This window comes from Paenibacillus tianmuensis, from assembly GCF_900100345.1.
Lineage (GTDB): Bacteria > Bacillota > Bacilli > Paenibacillales > NBRC-103111 > Paenibacillus_G > Paenibacillus_G tianmuensis.
The window spans coordinates 20161-42298 of the sequence record NZ_FMTT01000050.1; the positions used below are offsets into that span (position 1 = coordinate 20161).

21 protein-coding genes and 2 pseudogenes are annotated in these 22138 nt (G+C 54.9%); 20 read left to right on the forward strand and 3 right to left on the reverse strand.

Translation table 11 applies throughout. The features are described from left to right. Positions 1 to 99 precede the first annotated feature (99 nt). From infC to BLO51_RS23985, 8 genes are all read left to right on the forward strand, one after another. Positions 100 to 597, forward strand: a complete 498-nt coding sequence (gene infC / locus BLO51_RS23950) for a translation initiation factor IF-3 (RefSeq protein ID WP_143006962.1) — start codon at positions 100 to 102, stop codon at positions 595 to 597. Positions 598 to 628: 31 nt separating this feature from the next. Then, positions 629 to 829 carry a 50S ribosomal protein L35 gene (gene rpmI / locus BLO51_RS23955; protein ID WP_090675865.1) on the forward strand — a complete coding sequence of 67 codons (201 nt, stop codon included), beginning with the start codon at positions 629 to 631 and terminating at the stop codon, positions 827 to 829. Positions 830 to 881: 52 nt separating this feature from the next. Next, entirely contained in the window at positions 882 to 1241 is a 360-nt protein-coding gene (gene rplT, locus BLO51_RS23960) for a 50S ribosomal protein L20 (RefSeq protein WP_036693795.1), read from the forward strand. A 231-nt stretch (positions 1242 to 1472) separates the two neighbouring features. Continuing rightward, complete coding sequence (locus tag BLO51_RS23965; RefSeq protein ID WP_090675867.1) at positions 1473 to 2777, forward strand: sugar phosphate nucleotidyltransferase; 1305 nt, start codon at positions 1473 to 1475, stop codon at positions 2775 to 2777. Between the two features lie 38 nt (positions 2778 to 2815). Beyond that, a complete protein-coding gene (locus BLO51_RS23970) occupies positions 2816 to 4888 on the forward strand; it encodes a cyclic di-GMP-binding domain-containing protein, MshE-related (protein ID WP_245719790.1) in 2073 nt (690 codons plus the stop codon). A 2-nt stretch (positions 4889 to 4890) separates the two neighbouring features. Beyond that, positions 4891 to 6516, forward strand: coding sequence for an ArnT family glycosyltransferase (locus BLO51_RS23975; RefSeq protein ID WP_090675870.1), 1626 nt, complete (start codon positions 4891 to 4893; stop codon positions 6514 to 6516). Continuing rightward, positions 6492 to 7478 (forward strand): glycosyltransferase family 2 protein, encoded by a 987-nt coding sequence (locus BLO51_RS23980; RefSeq protein WP_090675872.1) that lies wholly within the window; start codon positions 6492 to 6494, stop codon positions 7476 to 7478. The genes BLO51_RS23975 and BLO51_RS23980 overlap by 25 nt, the downstream gene beginning before the upstream one ends. Further along, entirely contained in the window at positions 7475 to 7864 is a 390-nt protein-coding gene (locus tag BLO51_RS23985) for a GtrA family protein (protein ID WP_090675874.1), read from the forward strand. Before BLO51_RS23980 ends, BLO51_RS23985 begins: the two co-directional genes overlap by 4 nt. Positions 7865 to 7929: 65 nt before the next feature. Here the strand turns inward: BLO51_RS23985 and BLO51_RS23990 are convergent, their stop codons facing one another. Together BLO51_RS23990 and BLO51_RS29910 are read right to left on the reverse strand one after the other, a co-directional pair. Then, complete coding sequence (locus BLO51_RS23990; RefSeq protein WP_090675876.1) at positions 7930 to 9108, reverse strand: metallophosphoesterase family protein; 1179 nt, start codon at positions 9106 to 9108, stop codon at positions 7930 to 7932. Between the two features lie 281 nt (positions 9109 to 9389). Then, the gene (locus BLO51_RS29910; RefSeq protein WP_217266779.1) at positions 9390 to 9551 is read right to left on the reverse strand and encodes a hypothetical protein; all 162 of its coding nucleotides are present in this window, start codon (positions 9549 to 9551) and stop codon (positions 9390 to 9392) included. A 513-nt stretch (positions 9552 to 10064) separates the two neighbouring features. On the opposite strand from BLO51_RS29910, the gene ilvB reads away from it, so the two are divergent. The 6 genes from ilvB to BLO51_RS24020 all read left to right on the forward strand — a co-directional run bounded on the left by ilvB (position 10065) and on the right by BLO51_RS24020 (position 17257). Next, on the forward strand, positions 10065 to 11807 hold the full coding sequence (gene ilvB, locus BLO51_RS23995; RefSeq protein WP_090675877.1) for a biosynthetic-type acetolactate synthase large subunit: 1743 nt from the start codon (positions 10065 to 10067) through the stop codon (positions 11805 to 11807). Further along, positions 11804 to 12292, forward strand: coding sequence for an acetolactate synthase small subunit (gene ilvN, locus BLO51_RS24000; protein ID WP_090675879.1), 489 nt, complete (start codon positions 11804 to 11806; stop codon positions 12290 to 12292). The genes ilvB and ilvN overlap by 4 nt, the downstream gene beginning before the upstream one ends. 153 nt (positions 12293 to 12445) lie before the next feature. Then, on the forward strand, positions 12446 to 13438 hold the full coding sequence (gene ilvC / locus BLO51_RS24005) for a ketol-acid reductoisomerase (protein WP_090675880.1): 993 nt from the start codon (positions 12446 to 12448) through the stop codon (positions 13436 to 13438). Positions 13439 to 13599: 161 nt separating this feature from the next. Continuing rightward, positions 13600 to 15147 carry a 2-isopropylmalate synthase gene (locus BLO51_RS24010; protein WP_090675882.1) on the forward strand — a complete coding sequence of 516 codons (1548 nt, stop codon included), beginning with the start codon at positions 13600 to 13602 and terminating at the stop codon, positions 15145 to 15147. Between the two features lie 255 nt (positions 15148 to 15402). Beyond that, positions 15403 to 16227, forward strand: a complete 825-nt coding sequence (locus BLO51_RS24015; RefSeq protein ID WP_090675884.1) for an AraC family transcriptional regulator — start codon at positions 15403 to 15405, stop codon at positions 16225 to 16227. A gap of 130 nt (positions 16228 to 16357) precedes the next feature. Then, positions 16358 to 17257: a hypothetical protein gene (locus BLO51_RS24020; RefSeq protein WP_090675885.1), complete on the forward strand. Its 900-nt coding sequence runs from the start codon at positions 16358 to 16360 to the stop codon at positions 17255 to 17257. Between the two features lie 246 nt (positions 17258 to 17503). On the opposite strand, the gene BLO51_RS24025 is transcribed toward BLO51_RS24020, so the two are convergent. Further along, positions 17504 to 17596 carry a helix-turn-helix domain-containing protein gene (locus tag BLO51_RS24025; RefSeq protein WP_245719789.1) on the reverse strand — a complete coding sequence of 31 codons (93 nt, stop codon included), beginning with the start codon at positions 17594 to 17596 and terminating at the stop codon, positions 17504 to 17506. 332 nt (positions 17597 to 17928) lie between these two features. Here BLO51_RS24025 and BLO51_RS24030 point away from each other — a divergent pair, with 332 nt between their 5' ends. The 6 genes and pseudogenes from BLO51_RS24030 to BLO51_RS24055 all read left to right on the forward strand — a co-directional run. Further along, positions 17929 to 18423, forward strand: a complete 495-nt coding sequence (locus tag BLO51_RS24030) for a PH domain-containing protein (protein ID WP_090675887.1) — start codon at positions 17929 to 17931, stop codon at positions 18421 to 18423. After that, positions 18420 to 19919, forward strand: a complete 1500-nt coding sequence (locus BLO51_RS24035; RefSeq protein ID WP_090675889.1) for a PH domain-containing protein — start codon at positions 18420 to 18422, stop codon at positions 19917 to 19919. Before BLO51_RS24030 ends, BLO51_RS24035 begins: the two co-directional genes overlap by 4 nt. A 175-nt stretch (positions 19920 to 20094) precedes the next feature. Continuing rightward, the gene (gene leuB, locus BLO51_RS24040; RefSeq protein WP_090675891.1) at positions 20095 to 21174 is read left to right on the forward strand and encodes a 3-isopropylmalate dehydrogenase; all 1080 of its coding nucleotides are present in this window, start codon (positions 20095 to 20097) and stop codon (positions 21172 to 21174) included. Positions 21175 to 21400: 226 nt separating this feature from the next. Further along, positions 21401 to 21616 (forward strand): annotated as a pseudogene (locus BLO51_RS24045) (redoxin domain-containing protein); the annotation flags it as partial. A gap of 140 nt (positions 21617 to 21756) precedes the next feature. After that, positions 21757 to 21965, forward strand: a pseudogene (gene tnpA, locus BLO51_RS24050) (IS200/IS605 family transposase); the annotation flags it as partial. 39 nt (positions 21966 to 22004) lie between these two features. Next, a partial coding sequence (locus BLO51_RS24055; RefSeq protein WP_167670310.1) for a helix-turn-helix domain-containing protein occupies positions 22005 to 22138 on the forward strand: 134 nt, incomplete at its 3' end.

The window sequence follows — 22138 nt, forward strand, 5'->3', positions numbered from 1 at the left end:
AGTCAATCCATTGGACCTAAAACCAAACGTGGGCGTTTATCGCCCACGTATTTTTTTTGCAAAATCTTTTGGAGGTGGCAGGTTATCAGTACAGAGCACATGATTAACGATGAAATTCGGGTAAGAGAAGTTCGTTTGATTGATGCGAACGGAGAACAGCTCGGCATCAAGCCGATTCGCGAAGCGCTGCAAATTGCGCACGATCAGAATCTGGACTTGGTGAATGTGGCGCCTACGGCGAAACCGCCGGTTTGCCGGATCATGGACTACGGCAAATTCCGCTACGAAACGCAGAAGAAAGAGAAAGAAGCCCGTAAGAACCAGAAGATCGTCGAGCTGAAAGAAATTCGTTTGAGCGCGACGATTGACGAGCACGATTTTCAAACGAAACTGCGCAACGTTGTGAAATTCCTGAACGATGGCGATAAAGTGAAGCTGTCTGTCCGTTTTCGCGGCCGTGAGATCGCTCATGCGAACATCGGTCAACGCGTTCTGGAGCGCATGGCAGCCGAAGTGGAAGAGCTGTGCATCGTTGAGCGCAAGCCGAAGCTGGAGGGCCGGAGCATGATCATGATTCTGGCGTCGAAGCAGCAATAGTAAAATCTCATTCTTTAAGGAGGAACACCCCATGCCAAAAATGAAAACTCACAGCAGCTTGAAAGACCGCTTTAAAATTACAGGTACCGGCAAAGTAAAACGCTACAAAGCGTATAAAAACCACCTGCTGTCCGGTAAATCCGCTCGCCAAAAACGCGTTTTGGGCACGAATCCGGTTATGCATCCGGGCGATGTTAAACGCCTGAAGCAGCAGCTCGCTAACATTAAGTAATCTCGTTCGTCTCGAATTCGCATACTTACAACATTTCTGGAGGTAGATTGTCATGGCAAGAGTGAAGGGCGGATTTATCCGTACACGTCGTCGTAAAAAAATATTGAAGCTTGCTAAAGGTTACTTTGGCTCGAAACATAGACTGTTTAAAACGGCAAAAGAGCAAGTCATGAAATCCTTGTTTTACGCATACCGCGACCGCCGTCAGAAAAAACGCGATTTCCGCAAGTTGTGGATCGTGCGGATCAATGCGGCAGCACGTCAAAACGGCTTGTCCTACAGCAAGCTGATGCACGGCCTGAAACTGGCTGGCGTAGAAGTGAACCGCAAAATGTTGGCGGATCTCGCCGTTAACGATATCAATGCGTTCAACTCTTTGGCAGAAACTGCCAAGCAAAAGGTGAATGCATAAGGCACGGTTTTTAACCGGGCCTGCCCAAACACCCCTTGTAACGATACGTATAACCGTATCCTTGCAAGGGGTGTTTGTTTTGCGCTGCGCCAGGCTAACAACTTGACCGCTTTTATCAAATTTTGACTTCCGGCTAATATTTACCAAATAAAATTTTAAAACGATTATGCTATCATACAAGTATTCATAAAACACGAAACGAATCGTTTCGCACGGAAATCAGGTGAACGGATGAACATTATTTTGCTGTCCGGAGGTTCGGGAACGAGGTTGTGGCCGCTTTCAACGGAGCGGCGCTCCAAGCAATTCATACGGTTGTTTCATGACGAAGCGGGGCGCCCGATCTCGATGCTGCAGCAGGTATGGGGAAGGCTAGCCGACAGAGGGCTTCACCAATCGGCCGTGCTCGCCACTTCGCTTCACCAACGGGAGGCTATTCTGGAGCAGCTCGGATATGAAGCGGATCTGGTGCTGGAGCCGGAGAAGCGCGATACGTTGGCCGCTATCCTGCTTTCGGTTGCTTACCTGTGTTCGCATCGCGGGGTTTCCCGTGAAGATCCGATCGTCGTCCTCCCCGTGGATGGACGGACGGAGGACTCGTTCTACGACAGGCTGCTGCAGCTGCCCGAGACGTTGGCAAGCTCCGGCGCAAACTTGGCTTTGATGGGTGTCCGACCTGATTTTCCGTCGCAGAAATACGGATATATGCTCCCGGTGCGGGACGGCGGCGAAGATGCTGCATTGACGATCCGCGCTTTTCATGAGAAGCCTTCGAAGACGGATGCCGTTCGTTATATCGAACAAGGGGCGCTTTGGAACTGCGGCGTGTTTTGTTTTCGCGCCGGATATTTGTTGGACCGGCTGAAAGCCATGGGGCTTCCGGAAGCGTATGAGGAGCTGCTTCTGTCGTACGATCGGATCGAAAGCCGAAGCTTCGACTATGCCGTCGTGGAACGGGAGGAGCGGATTGTCGCGCTTGCGTATGAAGGCCGGTGGAAGGACCTTGGCACGTGGTGCGCGCTGACGGAGGAAATGAATCGGCCGCTGGTCGGTCCCGGTTATATCGGGGAGGAATGTGACAACGTTCACGTGGTGAACGAGCTTGAGATGCCGGCGGTTGTCCTCGGTTTATCTGATGTTGTCGTCTCAGCGAGCCCCGAGGGCATTTTGGTGACGCATAAGGAAAGCAGTTCCCGGTTGAAAGCAGCGCTCGATCGCATGGAGCGGTCGGGAGCGAGTGACAAGAAGGCGCCTGCTGAACAGACGCTGGACCGCTCCGCCTTCCCGGACGGGACCGCGGTAACGACGCGCCGTATTCATCTGGAAGCGGGAGAGGAGCTCGTCACCCCGTCTGCCGATGTGCGGCGCATCGTCTCTTGGACGGTCCTGCATGGCAGGTGCCGTCTGTTCCAAAACGGCCGGGAGCTGCCGGCAGCCGTCGGAAGAAGCGTCGTGCTTGGGGAGGAGGATAACGCCAGGCTTAAAGCACTGGACCCGCTTGATCTCATCGAGATTATGATGGAATGTCATGCATGAGGGGGAGACTCGTGAGAGTAGACAAGGCTGATGTGTCCATGGACAAGCCCACGCTGCGTCTTGGCGACCGATTGGTAGCCAAGGGGCTGGTGACCCCCGAGCAGCTCGAAACGGCGATGGAGCGGCAGCGGAAGCTTGGCGGACGTCTGGGTGATATCCTTGTGGAGCTTGGCTTTACCCCGCGTGAGCGCATTGCGCCTATTTTGCATCAGCAAGGAAGCAAGGGGCTTCTTGGCGACATGTTGGTCGCAACCGGCGCCATTACCAAAGAACAGTTGGACTGGGCGCTTGAGTTTCAACGCAAGAGCGGCGGGCTGCTCGGCGACATTTTGATGTCGATGCGCTTCATTGAGCCGGAGAAGCTGTACCGTCACATCGCTACGCAATACAACCTCGGACGAATCGGTTCGGAATATATGTTCGAGGGCGTGAACAAGCTGCCGGAAGCGATGGCCCGGCAGTACGATGCCGTCGTCATTCACCAAGACGCTAACCGCTACCTGGTAGCCGTCGGCCATCCGCTGACGGACGAAGCGGTCGTTGATCTGGAGAACATGCTGGGAATGCCGGTGCAGCAGGTGCTGGCGACGCGGGAGGAAATGGAATATTTCTGGAAGGAAGCGTACCCGTCCGAACTGCTGCGCGAGAGCACCCGGAAGCTGGCCGAAGAGCAGCCGCAAAATTCCGCGCATATCACGTTTACGACGCCCCAACTGACGGTCATCGGCATCTGCACGTTCCTCGTCCTGCTCAGCTTGGGGCTCGATTGGCTGCATACGCTGATCATCCTCAATGTAGCCGTGCAGCTGTTTTATTTTGCAATGACGCTGTTCAAATTTATGATCATCATGTACGGAACCCGCGACTTCGCCCAAATCCGCTTCAAGCAGGAAGAGATCGACGCCATCGACGAGCGGACGCTGCCCGTCTACACGATTCTCGTTCCGATGTACAAGGAGAGCGAGGTCATCCCGCACCTGCTGCATAATATCGAGCAGCTTGATTACCCGAAGGCGAAGCTGGATGTGCGGCTCCTGATCGAGCAGGACGATATCGAGGCGCAGGAAATTTTGCGAGGCATGAAGTTGCCGCCGTATTACACGACGATCGTCGTGCCGCACAGCTTGCCGAAGACGAAGCCTAAAGCCTGCAACTACGGATTGATCCGCGCGCGGGGCGAGTATGTTGTCATCTACGATGCCGAGGACCGGCCCGATCCCGATCAGCTCAAAAAGGTGCACGCCGCCTTCATGAGAAGCCCGGAAAATACGGCATGCATTCAAGCCAAGCTTAATTATTTCAATAGCGATCAGAACCTGCTGACCCGCTGGTTTACGCACGAATACAGCATGTGGTTCGAGCTGCTGCTGCCTGGCGTCATGCAGCTTAATATTCCGATCCCGCTTGGCGGGACGTCGAACCATTTTAAAATGTCGGTGCTCAAAGAGATCAATGCCTGGGACCCTTACAACGTGACGGAGGACGCGGACCTCGGCATTCGGCTCTACAAATCGGGCTACAGCACGGCGATTGTCGATTCCCGGACGTGGGAAGAAGCCAACAGCCGCGTCGGCAACTGGATACGGCAGCGATCCCGCTGGATCAAGGGATATATGCAGACATGGCTTGTCCATATGCGCAATCCGGTGCGGCTGTGGCGCGAGCTCGGGCTGAAAGGATTTTTGGGCTTTCAGGTGATGGTGCTTGCCACTCCGCTACTGCCGCTGCTTAATCCTTTTTACTGGGTTATGCTGGTGCTGTGGTATGGCTGGAAAATGGCATGGATTCCGCCGTTTTTCCCCGGGCTTATTTATTATTTGGCGGCGGCGGAATTTTTGATCGGCAATTTCCTGTTCGTCTTCAGCAATGTTGCGGGAGTGTACTGGGTCATTCACGATCTTGAGAAGCGCGGAGACCGTACGTTCTCCTACGGGCTCGTCAAATACGCGCTGTTGACGCCGATCTATTGGGTGCTGATGAGCATTGCGGCCGTTAAAGCGGCTTGGCAATTGATCACGAAGCCGTTTTATTGGGAAAAAACGACGCACGGTCTGGCGAAGCAAAATCATCCGTCTGCCCCGGGCGGCGGCGTTTCGCAGGGAGGTGGCTGACGATGGAAGTCCGCTTGCCGAAAAGCGTCAATTGGGGCTTGTTTTTGCTCATTTTCTCGCTGGAATTCGCCGCCGGTTACTATGTGAGCCACGTCATCGGCTACGTGCATTCGGACGCGATGAGCCGGGTGGCTAACGCCTTCTACGTGCTCTACAGCCGGGACCCGCACCTTGCCGCCATCGGCTTCGTGTGGAACCCGCTGCCCAGCCTCGTTGAGCTGCTGTTTCTGCTGCCGTACCGTTGGCTGCCGGAGCTCGCTTCGTCGGCGCTGGCCGGGGTGCTCATGAGCAGCGTGTTCGCCGGGATGACGGCGGTGCTGCTGGCGCGGTCGGCGGTCGATTTCGGGCTGTCGCGCACTTTCGCCGTGCTGCTGAGTCTGAGCTTCAGCTGCAATCCGTTCATGTTCTTGTTCGGCGCGAACGGACTTAGCGATGCGCCGTTTATTTTTTTCATCATGTACGCGGTCATTCATCTGACGCATTGGATTTACGGGCGGCGTGTCGGCAGCCTGATCAAAGTGAGCTTTGCGCTGGCGCTTGCTTTCTGGACCCGATACGAAGCGGTGCCTCTGGGAGCGGCGGTCGCTCTGGCTATCATCCTGATCGTTCTGCGGATTCCGCCGACGGATCCTCGGGTTGATCTGCCGATGCGGCAGTACGGATTGCGGCACAAGCTGTTCCATATCGAGGGGACGTGGTCGATGGTCATGGCGCCGGTCGTCTTTTCCGGGCTGCTATGGCTTTGGTTCAACTACAGCATCATGGGAGACGCGCTTTATTTCCTGCGTTCCGAATACTCGAACGTGGCTCAGGCGCAAGGGCTGGCGGCCGAGCAGACCTTTGTGGACATGATGGGCAACCCGCTGCTCGGTCTGGTGTTCGTGGCCAAGAAAACGACCTATTATTCGCTTCCGCTGGCGGCAGCCCTGCTGCTGCGGCTCTGGAACCGGCGCTGGTTCCTGTGGGACCTGCTGGTGCTGCTGATGCTGTTCGTCTCGATCGTCGCGCTGCAGTTCCTCATGCTCATGAAAGGAACGTCTTACGGCTGGTTCCGTTACTTCATGTACGTGTTTCCGATCACGGTGGCCTGGCTGCCGTACGAGCTTGCCCAGGTGAAGCGGTCCTTCGTCAATTACGGGATCGTGCTGGCGGGGATGCTGGGAGCCTGCGTCGTGCTCGGATACGCCTGGACGAATCCGCAGATTGCGTCGGATGAGAACAAGTATTTGCATGCGTCGCAGTATGCGGCTCCCCAGCAGGTGGAGAAGGAGGTCGCCCGTTATTTGGATACGGAGCTGAAGGGCTACAACATTTTGATGGATTCGTATTCCGCTTATTCGGTCATTCTGAACAGCAGACATTCCGACAAATTTTTAATTACCAGCGATTTCGAGTTTACGCCTTCGCTGAAAGATCCGGTCGGCCGGGGCGTCGATTTTATTCTTACGGCGAAGCCGGACAAGAGTTCGGCGCTAAGCGCCGAGGCGCGGACGTACAAAGATTTCTACGAGAAGGGCACGGAATGGACCGAGTTGTATAAGGAATTCGGCGGCAAATGGAAATTGTACAAGGTCATTCGTCAGCAAGAGGGAGGCGGGGAAACATGGAACGCGCGGAGCCCGAGATGACCGTCATTATACCGGTTTATAACGAGGAAGTGCATATTTACCGCTCACTGCGGCATATTGAGGAAGAGCTGGAACGGCTGACAGCCTCATACGAAATCATCGTCATCGACGACGGTTCGCGGGACGGCACATGGGAGCAGCTGATTTTGTCCGGGCAGCGTTCGCCCCGGCTTACCGCGCTGCGGCTGAGCCGCAATTTCGGCAAGGAGCTGGCGCTCTGCGCCGGGCTGGAGCATGCGTCGGGCCGGGCGGTCATTATTATGGACTCCGACCTGCAGCATCCGCCGATGCTGCTTCCTGAGATGGTCCGGCTGTGGCGCGAGGAAGGCAAAGAAATCGTGGAATGCGTCAAGCAGGACCGGGGCAAGGAGTCGCTGGACAAGGCGGTCGGCTCCGCGTTGTTCTACAGCATCCTCAACCATCTGTCCGGCTTCGATCTGCGCGGCGCGTCGGATTTCAAGCTGCTGGACCGGAAGGTCGTGCAGGCATGGCGGGAAATGCCGGAGCGGAACACGTTTTTCCGCGGGATGACGGCGTGGCTCGGCTTCAACCGGGCGCAGATTTCGTTCGAGGTGCCGGAGCGGGCGGACGGTCACAGCCAATGGAGCTTTCTCGGCCTCATGAAGCTGGCGGTGAACGCCGTGGTTGCATTTTCTTCCATTCCGCTGCGGTTTGTCAGTCTGTTCGGGATCGTGTTCCTGCTCGGCGCCGCCGTGCTCGGGGTCCAGACGCTGTATCAGAAAATCGTTGGCAATGCGGTGACCGGTTTTACGACGGTCATCCTGCTGCTGCTGATCATCGGCAGCGTCATTATGATTTCGCTCGGCATCATTGGCGAGTACATCGCCTCCATTTACAACGAAGTGAAGGGAAGGCCGCGGTATTTGGTCAGTCAGCGCATCTTCAGCGAAATATCCGCAGGGGCAAGCGAGGATAGCCGCCGGATGGGTGAGGTATCATGACGGTGCGCCTGCTCTTTCGGTACGGCATCGTCGGGCTGCTCGGAACGGCGCTTCATTTTGCGGCGCTGTTCGTGCTCGTCGAAGCGGCGAAGCTGCATCCGGTGCCGGCCTCGGCGCTCGGATTCGTGCTTGTGCTGCTGGTATCGTACGCACTGAACCGGCGCTGGACGTTTCAAGCTTCCGCATCCGGCTGGAAGACGCTTGCCAAATATACGGTCGTGTCCGTAACGGGCCTGCTGCTCAACACCGGTCTCATGTACTTGGCCGTCGACCGGCTGCACTGGCACTATGCCGTCGGCCAATGTCTCGTTGTCGTCGCCGTGCCGCTTTCGAACTTTTTGTTTAATTATTACTGGACGTTTCGCGAAAAAAGGTCCGGTGAATAAGAAGCCGCCGAGCAGCCTGCTCTTTTATTCACCGGACCTTAGAAATATAGTCTGCCGACTGCCGTTTACTTCTTCTGAGCTACCGGTACAGTAAACTGCGCTTCCGGAATCCACTGCTTCCGGTAAAAATCCCTGCCCTTGATCCGGACCCGGTCCGGGTACACCTCGACGTACAGCCCTTCGCTTTCTTTTTTGCCCTTCAGCTTTTCCGCGCCTTTGCCGTCGCTCGTCCACGTTTCGGACACCGAGGCGGTGTTGACCATCGTGAAGCCGTCCCGCACCAGCGTATCCGGCTGATTCAGCTCCCAGTGCGAATGGCCGCTGAAGTAGATGACCTGCGGATACTGCGACAAGATCGCCTTCAGTTCCTCGTGCTGAATGACGGCCCGGCTATTCGTGCAGCAAAAATGCGTTCCCGCTACTGTGGCAGGCAGCGGCTGGTGCAGGAAGACGAAAACCGGCTTGTTCGAGCGGGCGTCTTTTTTAAGCGTCTGCTTCAGCCATTCCAATTGCTCGGGCGACAAATAAGCGTCCTCGGCATGAGCCGGGTCAGACTGCCGGTATTGCTCCGAGCCAAGGAAGATAAAGTGATAGCCCTTGATGGCCTTCTCGTAGTAGACCTTGTTCTTTCCGAAGAACGCAAGGAACCGGGAAATCGACTCCTGGTCCGTTTCCCCGTTCGGAAAGCCGTCCGGATTCCAACGGGCGCGGCTGCTGTACCAGGCTTTGTAAAACTCGTGGTTGCCGATATTGTACAAGACGCTTTCCGGATGCGGCGCGCTTTGCATGAGCTCCTTGAGCTTGGCGTAGTCCTCGGGCCTGCCTTCGGTTAAATCCCCGTTGATCACGAGCGTGTCGGCCGACGGATTGATTTCGTTCAGGTCGTTCAATACGCGAACGAGCTTCTCATGCGACGTATTCTCCCACGATTGAACGTGGATATCGCTGATGACGGGAAAGGTCAGCACCGGACTCCCTTCGGTTTGGGGCAGAACGCTTCCGGCGCCCCCGTCTAGCGGTGGCTTCGTTTGCGGAGCGGAGCCAGAGAGGACCGTCGGCTGGGCCGGCAACACGACTTCGCCGCTCAGGAGCGGGCCGGATGCGGTGGAAGCTTGGCTTATGGATTGTCCCATGCCGGTTGCCATCAGCTCGGAACCCATGGCAAAAGGAGCGGCTGCGGCGGTTGCAAGGGCGCCGGAGATCAAGGTGATGGACAGGACGGCGGATTGCAGCGTGTCTCGCATGAAATCACTCCTTTTTCTTCGTTGCGTGCTTTTTTACTTTTTTTTGGTCTTAATATACTTCGGCGTACGGCTTCTCCATTTTGACCCAATACGGTAAACTTTTCTCCATCATGGCTATTATTGGCCCAAAGTCGCAAGATTGAAGACGAGTTCCCGCTGGTAAAAGTTGCAGTGTATCCAATTTTCGGTCGGCCGTGCTCCGTTCCTTTGTCGCGGGGCTCCTTTTAACATAACCAAAGATTGTTAGCGGGCCGTCAAGCGGGCAAAAATGATTTGTGAAACTAACGAGGGGTATTCACAATATCTTCATTCGATGCGACGGCAATCGGCAGCTGCGGGGAAGGAGCGCTTGCGAGCGGGCTTTCCGAAAGAGTCTCCGGTCCGACTTCGTGTAAAGAAACCGTAAGCGCCGTTTCCGACTTGAGCGGGGGGTCCCGGATCAAGGGTGTTTTCGCGTCCGTTTTTTCGGCTGGAATGATGCTTGACTAAAGAATCAATTCAGCATATAATACAAAAAAACACATCAGATATATCGGCTATGAAGAGGACGAAGTTATAAGGGCTCTTATGTTCAGAGAGCAGTGGAGATGCTGAAACCAATGCCTTAACCCCTTATGTACGAGCTCACCTCGGAGCTGTTTTCCTGAAAGCTTTATCGCATATCATCAGGCTTTACCGCTTGAAAGCGATAATGTTACTAGGGAAAATCGGATCGGCACACGTTACCGTGCCGAAGGTAAGAGTCGCGAATTCACGGGTCGTCATCGTGCTAGCCGATGAGGATTGCTGCGGCGCGCATTACCTGCTAAGGTTATTTGCCGCGAGGCATCTAACAAATTCTGGGTGGTACCACGGAAGATTAACCCCTTTCGTCCCGTCAGACGCACATGCTGCGTTTGGGGATGAGAGGGGTTTTTTAGTCGTTTGTCGGATTATCTGAGAGGAGGCCAATATTCATGATCGTCCAAACCACACAAAAGTCAAAGGAGCAGCTTCGCGAAGAGCTGCTGAAGCCAGACGTCATTACCGGTTCGGAAATGCTGCTTCGCAGCCTGCTGCTGGAGGACGTGGATTGCGTCTTCGGTTATCCCGGCGGAGCGGTCTTATATATTTACGATGCCATGCACGGCAATCCGGATTTCAACCATTTGCTGACGAGGCATGAACAAGGCGCGATTCACGCAGCCGACGGGTACGCCCGTTCGACCGGCAAGGTAGGCGTCTGTATCGCCACCTCGGGTCCGGGAGCAACGAACCTCGTTACCGGAATTGCGACGGCTTACATGGACTCGGTGCCGCTCGTGGTCATCACGGGCAACGTTGCGACATCGGTGATCGGTACGGACGCTTTCCAAGAGGCGGACATTACGGGCATCACGATGCCGATTACGAAGCACAGCTATTTGGTGCGCGACGTGCAAGACTTGCCGCGCATTATCAAAGAAGCGTTCCATATCGCTTCGACCGGCCGCAGAGGCCCGGTTCTGATCGATATTCCGAAGGACGTCTCGAACGATACGGCGCCGTTCTACTATCCGGAGAAGGTGGACATCCGCGGCTACAATCCGACGGTGCAGCCGAACAAGCTCCAAGTCGACAAGATGCTGGAGGCGATCGCCGAGAGCGAGCGTCCGATGATCATCGCAGGTGGCGGCGTTGTCTACGCCGACGCGGCGGAGCAGTTGCTTGAGTTCGTCAACAAAACGCGGATTCCGGTCACCACGACGCTGCTCGGCTTGGGCGGGTTCCCGAGCGCGCACGAGCTGTGGCTCGGCATGCCGGGGATGCACGGAACGTACACCGCCAACCACGCGCTGCAAAACTGCGATCTGCTGATCGGCATCGGCGCCCGGTTCGACGACCGCGTCACGATGAAGGTGGACGGCTTTGCGCCGCAGGCGAAAAAAATCGTCCACATCGACGTGGACCCTGCGGAAATCGGCAAAATCGTCGAAACGGCCATCCCGGTCGTCGGCGATGTGAAGGCCGTGCTGCAGCTTGCCAACCTGAAGGCGAAGCCGTCCCGATCCGAGAAATGGATCGAATGGGCGCAGGAGACGAAACGGAATTTCCCGCTGCGCTACAAAGATTCCGATACGGAGCTGAAGCCGCAGTATGTCATCGAGATGATCCACGAGACGACCAAGGGCGAAGCGATCGTAACGACGGACGTCGGCCAGCATCAGATGTGGGCGGCGCAGTATTACAAATTCAATCATCCGCGTTCCTGGATCACCTCGGGCGGCTTGGGCACGATGGGCTTCGGATTCCCGTCGGCGATCGGCGCGCAGAAGGCGCACCCGGACCGGCTGGTCGTCTCGATCAACGGCGACGGCGGCATGCAGATGTGTTCCCAGGAGCTAGCGGTTTGCGCGATTCACCAAATTCCGGTCAAAATCGTCGTCATCAACAACCGGGTGCTCGGCATGGTGCGTCAGTGGCAGGAGATCATTTACGATAACCGGTATAGTCATATCGATCTGGCCGGCAGTCCGGATTTCGTAAAGCTGGCGGAAGCTTACGGCGTGAAGGGGCTGCGCGCGACGAATAAAGACGAAGCCCGCAGCGCTTGGCAGGAAGCGCTCGATACCCCGGGTCCCGTGCTCGTCGAATTCGTCGTCCGGAAGCATGAGAACGTGTTCCCGATGGTAACGCAGGGCTCGACGATAGACCAAATGTTAATGGGGGATTCGGAATGACACGCAAACACACCATATCCGTTCTAGTGAACAACCAGCCCGGTGTGCTGCAGCGCGTATCCGGCCTGTTCGGCCGCCGGGGCTTCAATATCGAGAGCATTACGGTGGGCGAGTCCGAGGAAAAAGGGCTCTCCCGCATGGTTATCGTCACGACGGGAGACGATAAGACGCTGGAGCAGATTTCCAAGCAGCTCTATAAGCTGATCGACGTGATCAAGGTCGTCGACCTGAGCGCCCATCCGATGGTGGCGCGCGAGCTGGCGCTGATCAAAGTCAACGCCGAACCAAGCATGCGGCCGGAAATTCTCGGCGTCGTTGAGACGTTCCGCGCAGCCATCGTCGATATCGGTCCAAGCTCGCTGATCGTGCAGGTGGTCGGGGATTCCGAGAAAATCGAAGCCATGACCGAGCTGCTCAAGCCTTACGGCATCAAGGAGCTGTCCCGTACCGGCGTAACGGCCATGATCCGCGGTATGAACAAATAATTCATTTTTCGTTTTACGACTAAAACCATGATGATCCTGTGAGCGGGGGCTCATGCGGATGACAGGCCAAGCCGCCGGTCCGAGCTTCCTATCCCCGTCGTCCGTTCGAGCACCCGTTCACAGGGTTTTAATTCAAAGGAGGAGCTATTATCCATGGCAGTTACGATGTACTATGAAAAAGACGCTGATTTGAACGTATTGAAAGGGAAAACGATCGCTATCATCGGCTATGGCAGCCAAGGCCATGCCCAAGCGCAAAACCTGCGCGATAGCGGCTTGAAAGTCATCATCGGACTTCGTCAAGGCCGTTCCTTCGAGCAAGCGAAAAACGACGGTTTCGAAGTTTACTCCGTAGCGGAAGCGACCAAGCTTGCCGACGTGGTACAGCTTCTGATGCCGGACGAAACCCAAGCGAGCGTATACAAAAGCGAAATCGAACCGAACCTGAAGCATGGCGCAGCGATCATGTTCTCCCACGGCTTCAACGTTCACTTCGGCCAAATTCAACCGTCTGCGGATAAAGACGTGTTCCTCGTCGCTCCGAAATCGCCGGGCCACATGGTTCGCCGCGTTTACGTCGAAGGCTTCGGGGTTCCCGGCCTGATTGCGGTTGAGCAAGATGCAAGCGGTCAAGCGAAAGCCATCGGCTTGGCGTATGCCAAAGGGATCGGCTGCACCCGCGCGGGCGTTATCGAAACATCGTTCCGCGAAGAAACCGAAACCGACCTGTTCGGCGAGCAAGCCGTTCTGTGCGGCGGCGCTTCCGAGCTTGTCAAAGCAGGCTTCGAAACGTTGGTGGAAGCAGGATACGCGCCGGAAATGGCTTACTTCGAGTGCTTGCACGAACTGAAGCTGATCGTTGACCTGATGTACGAAGGCGGTCTCGCGTCGATGAGACATTCCATCTCCAACACGGCGGAGTATGGCGACTATGTTACAGGTCCTCGCATCATTACGGAAGAAACGAAGAAAGAAATGAAACGCGTCCTGTCCGACATCCAACAAGGCAAATTCGCCCGCGACTTTATTTTGGAGAACCAATCGGGCCGTGCATTCCTGACAGCTACCCGCCGTTTGGAAGCCGAGCATCCGCTCGAGCAAGTCGGTTCCCAGCTGCGCGAATTGATGCACTGGATCAAGAAGTAATTCGGCAGACGATCTCAACGCATAACGGAGAAGCGGCATAAGGTCGGCTTGAAAGCGGCGCAGGGAAATGGACAACAAGAGATCCGATCCCTGCCCGTTTCGGGTCGCACCTTTTTCTGCTTTAATGCAAGTCCATTCCAAAGGAGGCGCAGCCAAGACCCATGAGAAAAATTTATATTTTCGATACGACGCTTCGTGACGGCGAGCAGTCGCCGGGCGTCAACCTGAACATGCAGGAAAAAGTCGAGATTGCGCTGCAGCTTGAGAAGCTCGGCGTCGACCGGATGGAAGCCGGCTTCCCGGCGGCCTCTCCCGGAGACTTGGCGGGCGTCAGCGCCGTGGCCCGCGCCGTAAAGAATGCTTCGGTTATCGCCCTGTCGCGTTCCCGCGAGCAGGATATCGAGGCGGCTCGCGAAGCGCTGAAGGATGCGCAGGACCCGTGTCTGCATTTGTTCCTCGCTACCTCACCGATTCACCGCCAGCACAAGCTGCGGATGGAAAAGCATCAGGTGCTCGAAACGGCGGAAGCGGCGATCCGTTACGCGAAGAAATATTTCAGCAAAATCGAGTTTTCGCCGGAGGATGCCGGCCGCACCGAGCTTGATTTTCTGTGTGAAGTGACGGAGATGGCGATCCGCGCCGGGGCGACGGTCGTGAACATCCCGGATACGGTCGGATACTTGACGCCTTATGAATACGGCAGCATTTTCAAGACGTTGAAAGAGAACGTGACGGGCATCGAGAAAATTCAGCTCAGCGCGCACTGTCACGACGACTTGGGGATGGCGACGGCGAATGCGCTGGCGGCGATTCTGAACGGAGCGGACCAGATCGAAGGGACGATCAACGGCATCGGCGAACGCGCCGGCAATACGTCGATCGAGGAAGTGGCGATGGCGCTTGAGACGCGTCAGGAGTTTTTCCAAGCGAAGACGACGCTCACGCTGTCCGAGATTGCCCGTACAAGCCGCTTGGTCAGCAAACTGACCGGTATGGTCGTGCCGGGCAACAAGGCCATTGTCGGAGCCAATGCGTTCGCGCACGAATCCGGCATCCATCAAGACGGCATGCTGAAGGAAAAGACGACGTACGAGATTATGTCGCCGGAGACGATCGGGCTCAAGGAAAGCAAGCTGGTGCTCGGCAAGCACTCCGGACGCCATGCGTTCCGCGAGAAGCTGGTCGACCTCGGCTACAACCTTGACGACGAGCAGATGAATGCCGCGTTCGCCAAGTTCAAAGACTTGGCCGACAAGAAGAAGAACGTTACGGATGAAGACATCGTCGCGCTGCTTGAAGAGAAGCTGATCGAGACGCCCGAAGTGTTCTCGCTTGAGACGATTCAAGTATCGTACGGCAATCAATCGACCCCGACCGCAACTGTGCGGATCAAGCTGCTGGACGGCGGGCACCTGGACGAAGCGGCGGTCGGCAACGGCTCCGTCGATGCGATCTACAATGCGATCGACAAGGCGACCAAGGAAGAAGTCGAGCTCGACGACTATTCGATCCAATCGGTGACGCACGGCAAGGATGCGCTTGGCGAAGTGCATGTGGTGCTGAAGCAGGGCGATTACTCCGTGCTCGGCCGCGGGCTTAGCACGGATATCCTCGAAGCGAGCGCCCGCGCGTACGTGGACGCGATCAACCGCTTGATCGAGAAGCGCAAAAGCCCGGCCCGCAGCCGCGATAATGTGACGTTGATTTAGCGCTTGCTACAAGGTTAGGAAGTGAAATAGGCGATAGCAGCCCGGAGTACCGGGGAAGCTATCGCCTATATTTATTTAACGGAATTTACCTTCGTTTGCTCAACGCGCCGCAGTTCTATCCGGGGGATATGATAACTATCACCAAAATTCAACATAAACCACGTTGCCAGCAGCCGTTCACTGCTGCCAAGGCGTCCGGATGACCGGTGTGGTAAACTATTCGTATCAGCACAGGGTTGGAAGGGGCCGGACGATGTGGAATCTTACCTGATGTTCGAACCGACGCAGGGGACGCGCACCCCGGGTCATTATGCGGAATTCAAGCCTTGCCCCGCGCTTAAGGCGTATGTATCGTGCTATTGGAGCTCCCGGACGGATGGAACGGGATTGCGGAATGAACCTGCGGTTACCGTCGTTCCAGACGGCTGTACGGATCTGATTTTCGAATGGGCAGCTGCAGGTGGGGGAGACGTTTCGATCCGCTTCTGCGGAACGTTTGAGCTGCCCTTTAGCCCGGAGTCGAAGCGCAAGGACGCGTCGGAAACGTTTGCGGTGCGGTTTTTTCCGGGAGGAGCCTACCCCTTTATTGGAGTGCCGCTTGGCGAGTTTAAAAATGCGTTGTTTCGGGGGACGGACGTATGGGGGAAAGCGGCGGCGGAGCTCGGGGAACAGCTGCGGCTTGCCGCAGGAACCGCGGAACGGCTCGTCCTTGTGGAAACAGCGCTGCTACGCCTACTGGCGGCTGCGGAGAGCGGCAGAGTGGAAGCGCCGGCGGTATTGCATGAGGCGATGGTGCGTATTTTTGCAGCGAGGGGAGCGGTTAGCGTCCAGCAGTTGGCCCGGTCGGAGAATATTAGCGCAAGGCAGCTGCAGCGGCTGTTCGACGGCCGGATCGGGCTGGGACCGAAAACGTTTTGCGGTATTGTCCGGTTTCAAAATATATTGCGCGATGCGGAAAGGCATCCCAAGCTTTCCTGGCAGGAAATCGCCGGGGCTTACGGATACTGCGATCAGGCGCATTTTATTCGCGACTTCAAGCGCTTTTACGGCGAGCTTCCTTCTTCGTTGATGATGTCCTAGCAGGTGGTCCAGCCGCCATGTATGCAAGGGGTTCCGTTCGGAGCTAGCATGTCCGATTTGTTCAATACAAGCCGCCTAAGGCGGGTTATACTGGTATACGGAAATCAAGCATCAAGGAGGCGTGTGGGCGATGGAAGTCAATAGAGCCGCTGCGGCGGCGGAAGATCGGGCCAAGCATTACCTGAAAACGAAAGCGCGGCCGCTGGAGAAGGCGATGTATGAGTATGAGTTCGAGGGGGGACACGCGGAGGACGTGGTCAGGGCACTGGAGCCCTACCAGAACGAAGACGGCGGCTTCGGGCATGGACTGGAGCCGGATATTCGCTGCGAGGCGTCCTCGGCAATCGCCACGACTGTAGCGCTGCAAACGTTGTCCCTGCTTCCCCGGGAGGCAGGCGGGGAGATGACGAGAAAAGCGCTGCGTTACTTTACGCAGACGTACGACCCTGCGATTGCAGGCTGGGACAAGGTGCCGCCGGAGGTCGAGTCGTCCCCTCGGGCCCCGTGGTGGAATTTCGAAAAGGCGAATCCGTACTGGGGCAACCCGAACGCGGAAGTCGCGGGCTACTTTATTCAGTTCCGGGAATGGCCGGAGGCGGAAGGCTGGGCGGACAAGCTGACGGAGCTTGCCATCGGTAAGCTGTACTCGGAATCGTCGCTGGACGAATTCCATGAGCTGTTGTGCTACTTGCGTCTGTCCGAGCGGCTCACCGACGAGCAGCGGGCGCGGATCGCCGACCGGCTCGATACAATGATCGGCCGCTGTGTCACGGTCGATCCGTCACAGTGGAGCGGGTACGGGCTTCATCCGGTTCAAGTGGCGACAACACGGCAGTCCCCGTACTACGAGCGGTATAAGGATAGCATACCGGCCAATCTGGAGTTCATCGTCCAGGGGCAGACGGAGGAGGGAGCGTGGGAGCCTGCGTGGGCTTGGGGGCAGTACGAGGACGTTTGGCCGATTGCCAAAGAAGCGTGGAAAGGCGTGCTGACGCTGGGGAACTTGCGGCTGCTGCGGGATTTGCGATAAAGTCGGATACCCGGCGGAAGTAACACAGTCACCACCCGCCTCTTTCCGGTACGCCTCGTTGCGGTTGCGGCGCCGCACGGCGGGTGGCGGACCCCGTAGCTTTGCAGTCTTTGGAACGAATCATGCCGTCTAAGACTAGGTATTGATTATTATTAAAACAAAAGGAACCCGTTTAAGGGGTTCCTAGAGTTTGTTGAGAAAGTGGGCGTCTCATTTGGCCATTTTCGGGCTCGTCGATATATTCCATTAAATCGCCGGGGTGATGCCGACCAGTTCGGAGAGCCGGTTCAACGACATTTTGCGCTCCGCCATCACAACATCCAATTTGATTCTTATCATCTTATCGCCTACTTCGCAGTTAAATTGTTTTATGATTTTCCTCCACTGCATGTACCGCTATTTTTAAAGCCCAAGAGATCAGGCACGATCCCACCGATCATCGTATCGACATAGGACAGGTTGGAAAGCGAAATCTGCGCATTGGAAACGACACGTTCTCATACGAGAAAAGACTGTCTTCATAAATATTGTTCAGAAGCTTGCGCATAACCATAGGAACAAGAGCGTGAACAAAAGCATGCACGCCGTGGAAATTGATTAAGACGATGAAAGCTGTTAAGGTTAAAATCAGTAACATGAACATGGCAGCTTGGAGCTATAGGGGTGAATCTATGTTTTCTCCAATTGGCGCGCCTCAAAGACGATTGTCCAAGGATGCGGTTAAAGTATGGGTGATCAGTGAAACGATTTCGAATGTGATCGGCTTTGTCCTGCTTGGGGTTTTGCTCTATTTGGACCATCGCTACGCGTGGAAAGAGTGGATCGGCTGGATTCTTATCGGCATTGTCGTCATTTCCGTGCCGTTCGCGGTCTGGTCTTTCATCAGGCCGTTATTGCTCTATAAAAACTGGCGCTACGACATGAATGAAGAGTTTTTGCAGCTGAAATCGGGCGCGTTAAACGAAGAGCACCAACTCGTCCCGATGACCAAAATCCAGTCGGTCGCTACAAAGCAAGGACCGCTTCTGCGAAAGTACGGCCTCTGCTCGGTCTCGATCAAAACGATGGGATCGACGCATGTCATACCTGCTCTGCCTAAAGAGATCGCGATCGAGTTAAGGGATCAGATCGCCCATTTCGCCAAAATAAAGGAAGTGGAGTCATGACCGAAGCGAAACGGTATCATCCGCTGACGATAGTTTTGAAATTATGGAAGCTGGTCAAGGTCTCGTTTGTCATCGCCATGTACTTATTCGTGATCAAATTCGGTTCGGATTCGACTTTCCTTATTTATGGGAGGATCGCTTTTTTTGTATTGATCGGGGTCTCCGTTCTTGTCATTCTATTAAAGTGGATGACGCATAAATACAAGCTCGACGATGCTTCGTTTCATCTCTATGAAGGGGTGTTCACCAAGTCCGGACGAACGATTCCTTTCGCCAAAATTCAAAACGTCAACCGTCACAGGACCTTATTCCATCGGCTGTTTAACGTGACTTCCATCCGATTTGAAACAGGGCTCACCGGTGAAGAGGCCGCCGTCGAATTCGAGGTCATTTCTTTAGTGGAAGCCGACAATATGGAAAAGCATGCGACAAGCCCGGTGCCGGATGAGCCAGCGACGGCACATGACGGCGAAGCTGCCGCGGAGTCGTATGCAGAAGCGGTGAATCCGCGGCGGATCGTTCATTTTAAGCCGACAAAAAAAGATGTTGTGCGTGCTTCCTTTACATCCTTAAGCTTTCTGGTCCTGATTCCTTTGCTGGCCTCTTTTTATTCCAAAATCGACGAAATCTTTCCTATGAAGCAAGAGGCGAAAGGTTTGTTCTCCATCCTTAAGGAGTCCTGGTGGATTGCCGCGATTCTGCTCGTTGTGCTCATTGTGGTCTCCGTCGCTTTCGGAATCGCCAGAACCTTTGTGAAGTATGGAAAATACGAAATTTCTTCCGATTCCGACCGCATCTACATTACAAAAGGGCTGATCGACGAAACGGTATTTTCCATTCTCAAGCAAAGGGTACAGGCGGTTGAAATTACGCAGTCCGTGCTGAAACGCTTGCTCGGACTCGCCGAAGTGAAGCTGATCAGCGCAGGAGGCCTTGGCGACGGGGAAGACGAGCTGGAAATCAGCACGCTGTATCCTTTTTTGCCTGTTCAGCGCGCCTATGAGATGATCTCGGAAATACTGCCGGCTTATGAAGTGACCCGCGAGATGAAGCGGCTTCCCGCGAAATCGTTATGGGTCCGCATGCTCAGGCCAAGCTGGCTTTGGATCTTATCGACGGCTGCTCTATTTTATTTCAAGCCGCGGTTGCTGGGATTCGAACAGACCTGGTGGGTTTTATCCGTTGTTTTGCTGATTTGGATCTTCGTATCCAGATGGCTTGATTACACCAATACGCGGTACGTCTTGAAGGATAACTTTATTCAATTCAAAACGGGAAGTCTGACAACGGCTCTATTCGTTTCGAAGCGGGAGAAGATCCTTGAAGTGAAAGTCACCCGCAGCGTAGTTCAAAAATGGCTGGGGCTTGCATCCATCGGGACAATGAACCGGGCCAAGCCGGTACGTCACGCCGGGATCGACGATGCGCCGGTCGAGCTGGCCGAGTCGTTTGTCAAGTGGTATATGGGACGCCGCAAGGAGATCAAAGTGGAATAGAAGCGCAGTTGGCGCTTGTTCCGTTTTCCGGCTTTGGGTACACTCCGGAAGGGCGATTGGTGATATGGCGTTGGTTATAGGTTTTGTCTATCAAATCTATTCGATTTATGTCTTGGCGTAAAGACAGCAAAATGTGCTACAAAAGAGATAATGAACTTATTTAGGAGTGAAACCAATGGCAGACGTGAAGAAAATTGCCGTCATCGCCGGGGACGGCATCGGTCCCGAGGTTGTGGCGGAAGCGATTAAAGTTATGAAAAAAACCGAGGACGTGTTCGGGTACCGTTTTGAGTTCGAGCACGGCTTGTTTGGCGGAATCGCGATTGACGAAAAAGGAACCCCGCTGCCGGAGGATACGCTGGCAATTTGTAAGAAAGCCGACGCCGTGCTGCTCGGAGCCGTTGGCGGCCCGAAATGGGACAACAATCCGAAGGAGCTGCGTCCGGAAACGGGGCTGCTTGGCATCCGCAAGGCGCTCGGTTTGTTCTCCAACATTCGTCCGGCTAACGTATTCGATTGCTTGAAGGAAGCTTCCACGCTGAAGCCGGAAGTGCTTGAAGGCACGGATCTGATCGTCGTCCGCGAGCTGACCGGGGGGATTTATTTTGGAGAGAAATTCCGCCGCGAGGGTGCGAACGGAGAAGAGGCGGTCGATACGTGCGTATACAACGTCACGGAAGTGGAGCGCATCGTGCGCCAAGCGTTCGAGATCGCCCGTACCCGCCGCAAGAAGCTGGCGTCCGTCGATAAAGCGAACGTGCTGGAAACGTCCCGCCTGTGGAGAGAAACGGTCAACCGGATCGCGCCGGATTATCCGGACGTCGAGCTGGAGCACGTGCTCGTGGACAACTGCGCGATGCAGCTTCTGCGCCGTCCGTCCAGCTTCGACGTCATCGTGACGGAGAACATGTTCGGCGACATTCTGAGCGACGAAGCGGCGATGCTGACGGGGTCGATCGGCATGCTGTCCTCCGCCTCCCTGGGCGAAGGGGCGTTCGGCCTGTACGAGCCGGTGCACGGCTCCGCGCCGGATATTGCGGGCCAAGGTATTGCGAATCCGATCGCAACGATCTTGTCCGTAGCGCTGATGTACCGCCTGACGTTCGGTTACCATGACGCCGCCGAAGCGATCGAGCGCGCCGTGAAGGAAGTGCTGGACGCGGGTCACCGCACCGGAGACATTGCCGTCGACAAGAGCAAGGCGCTCGGCACGACCGCGATGGGCGAGCTGATCGTTGGCGCCATCCGCAAATAAGGATCGAACCGAATAGCAAGACCGGATAGCAGAAAAAACTCTTGAGAAATTCCGATTTCTTAAGAGTTTTTTCTGTTTTCTACAGTTTTGTGTATGGATTTTCGTAGATTAGAATTATTCTAAAAAAATAATTAGTTTAATCTTAACTTGGGTGGACCCCAAATGATACGATTCATATCGTGAAAACCGTGACCAATTACCAAATTTAAGGGAGGATTTTTGGAACATGGCAGAACGCTTGGTAGGCAAACAAGCACCCAATTTTACAATGGATACCGTCCTTGGGAACGGACAAGAGTTCGGCAAAGTCTCTTTGTCCGACTATAAAGGCAAGTGGCTCGTATTGTTCTTCTATCCGCTGGACTTCACTTTCGTATGCCCGACGGAAATTTCGGCAATAAGCGAGGCCGCTTCGCAATTTAACTTCCTTCTGAAAGAAGTCTCCCACTTCTAAATCTTGCGAAGCTTGATGAAAGTGGGAGATGAATTTCGGTAGGCGAAGCCTAAAGTCTTTTTTGTCTTGCCACATTTTCTATGATAAGATATAATCAGTCTTAGATTAAAAGAAAGGCTGCTATATCAATTATATTAGACAATAATAATCATTCGGTGTTATCGCTGTATTATCATTTTGTTTTGGTTGTGAAATATCGTAGAAAAGTGATGGATGATACCCTATCTGACTATGTGAAAGAAATGTTGTTCGATGAGGTGAAAACTATAATATATCCTTAGTCGAATGGAATCATGATATGGACCATGTGCATATTTTGTTCAAAGCACACCCGAACAAGCTCCGAAAATCAGGGGAAGAAGTGAGGTGACAGGGCATAGCAAACAAGGCCTATAAGTTCCGTTTGTACCCAACGGCTCAACAAGAACAACTGCTAGCAAAAACCTTCGGTTGCGTTCGTTTTGTTTACAACAAAATGTTGGCTGAACGAAAGGAAACCTACGAGCAATT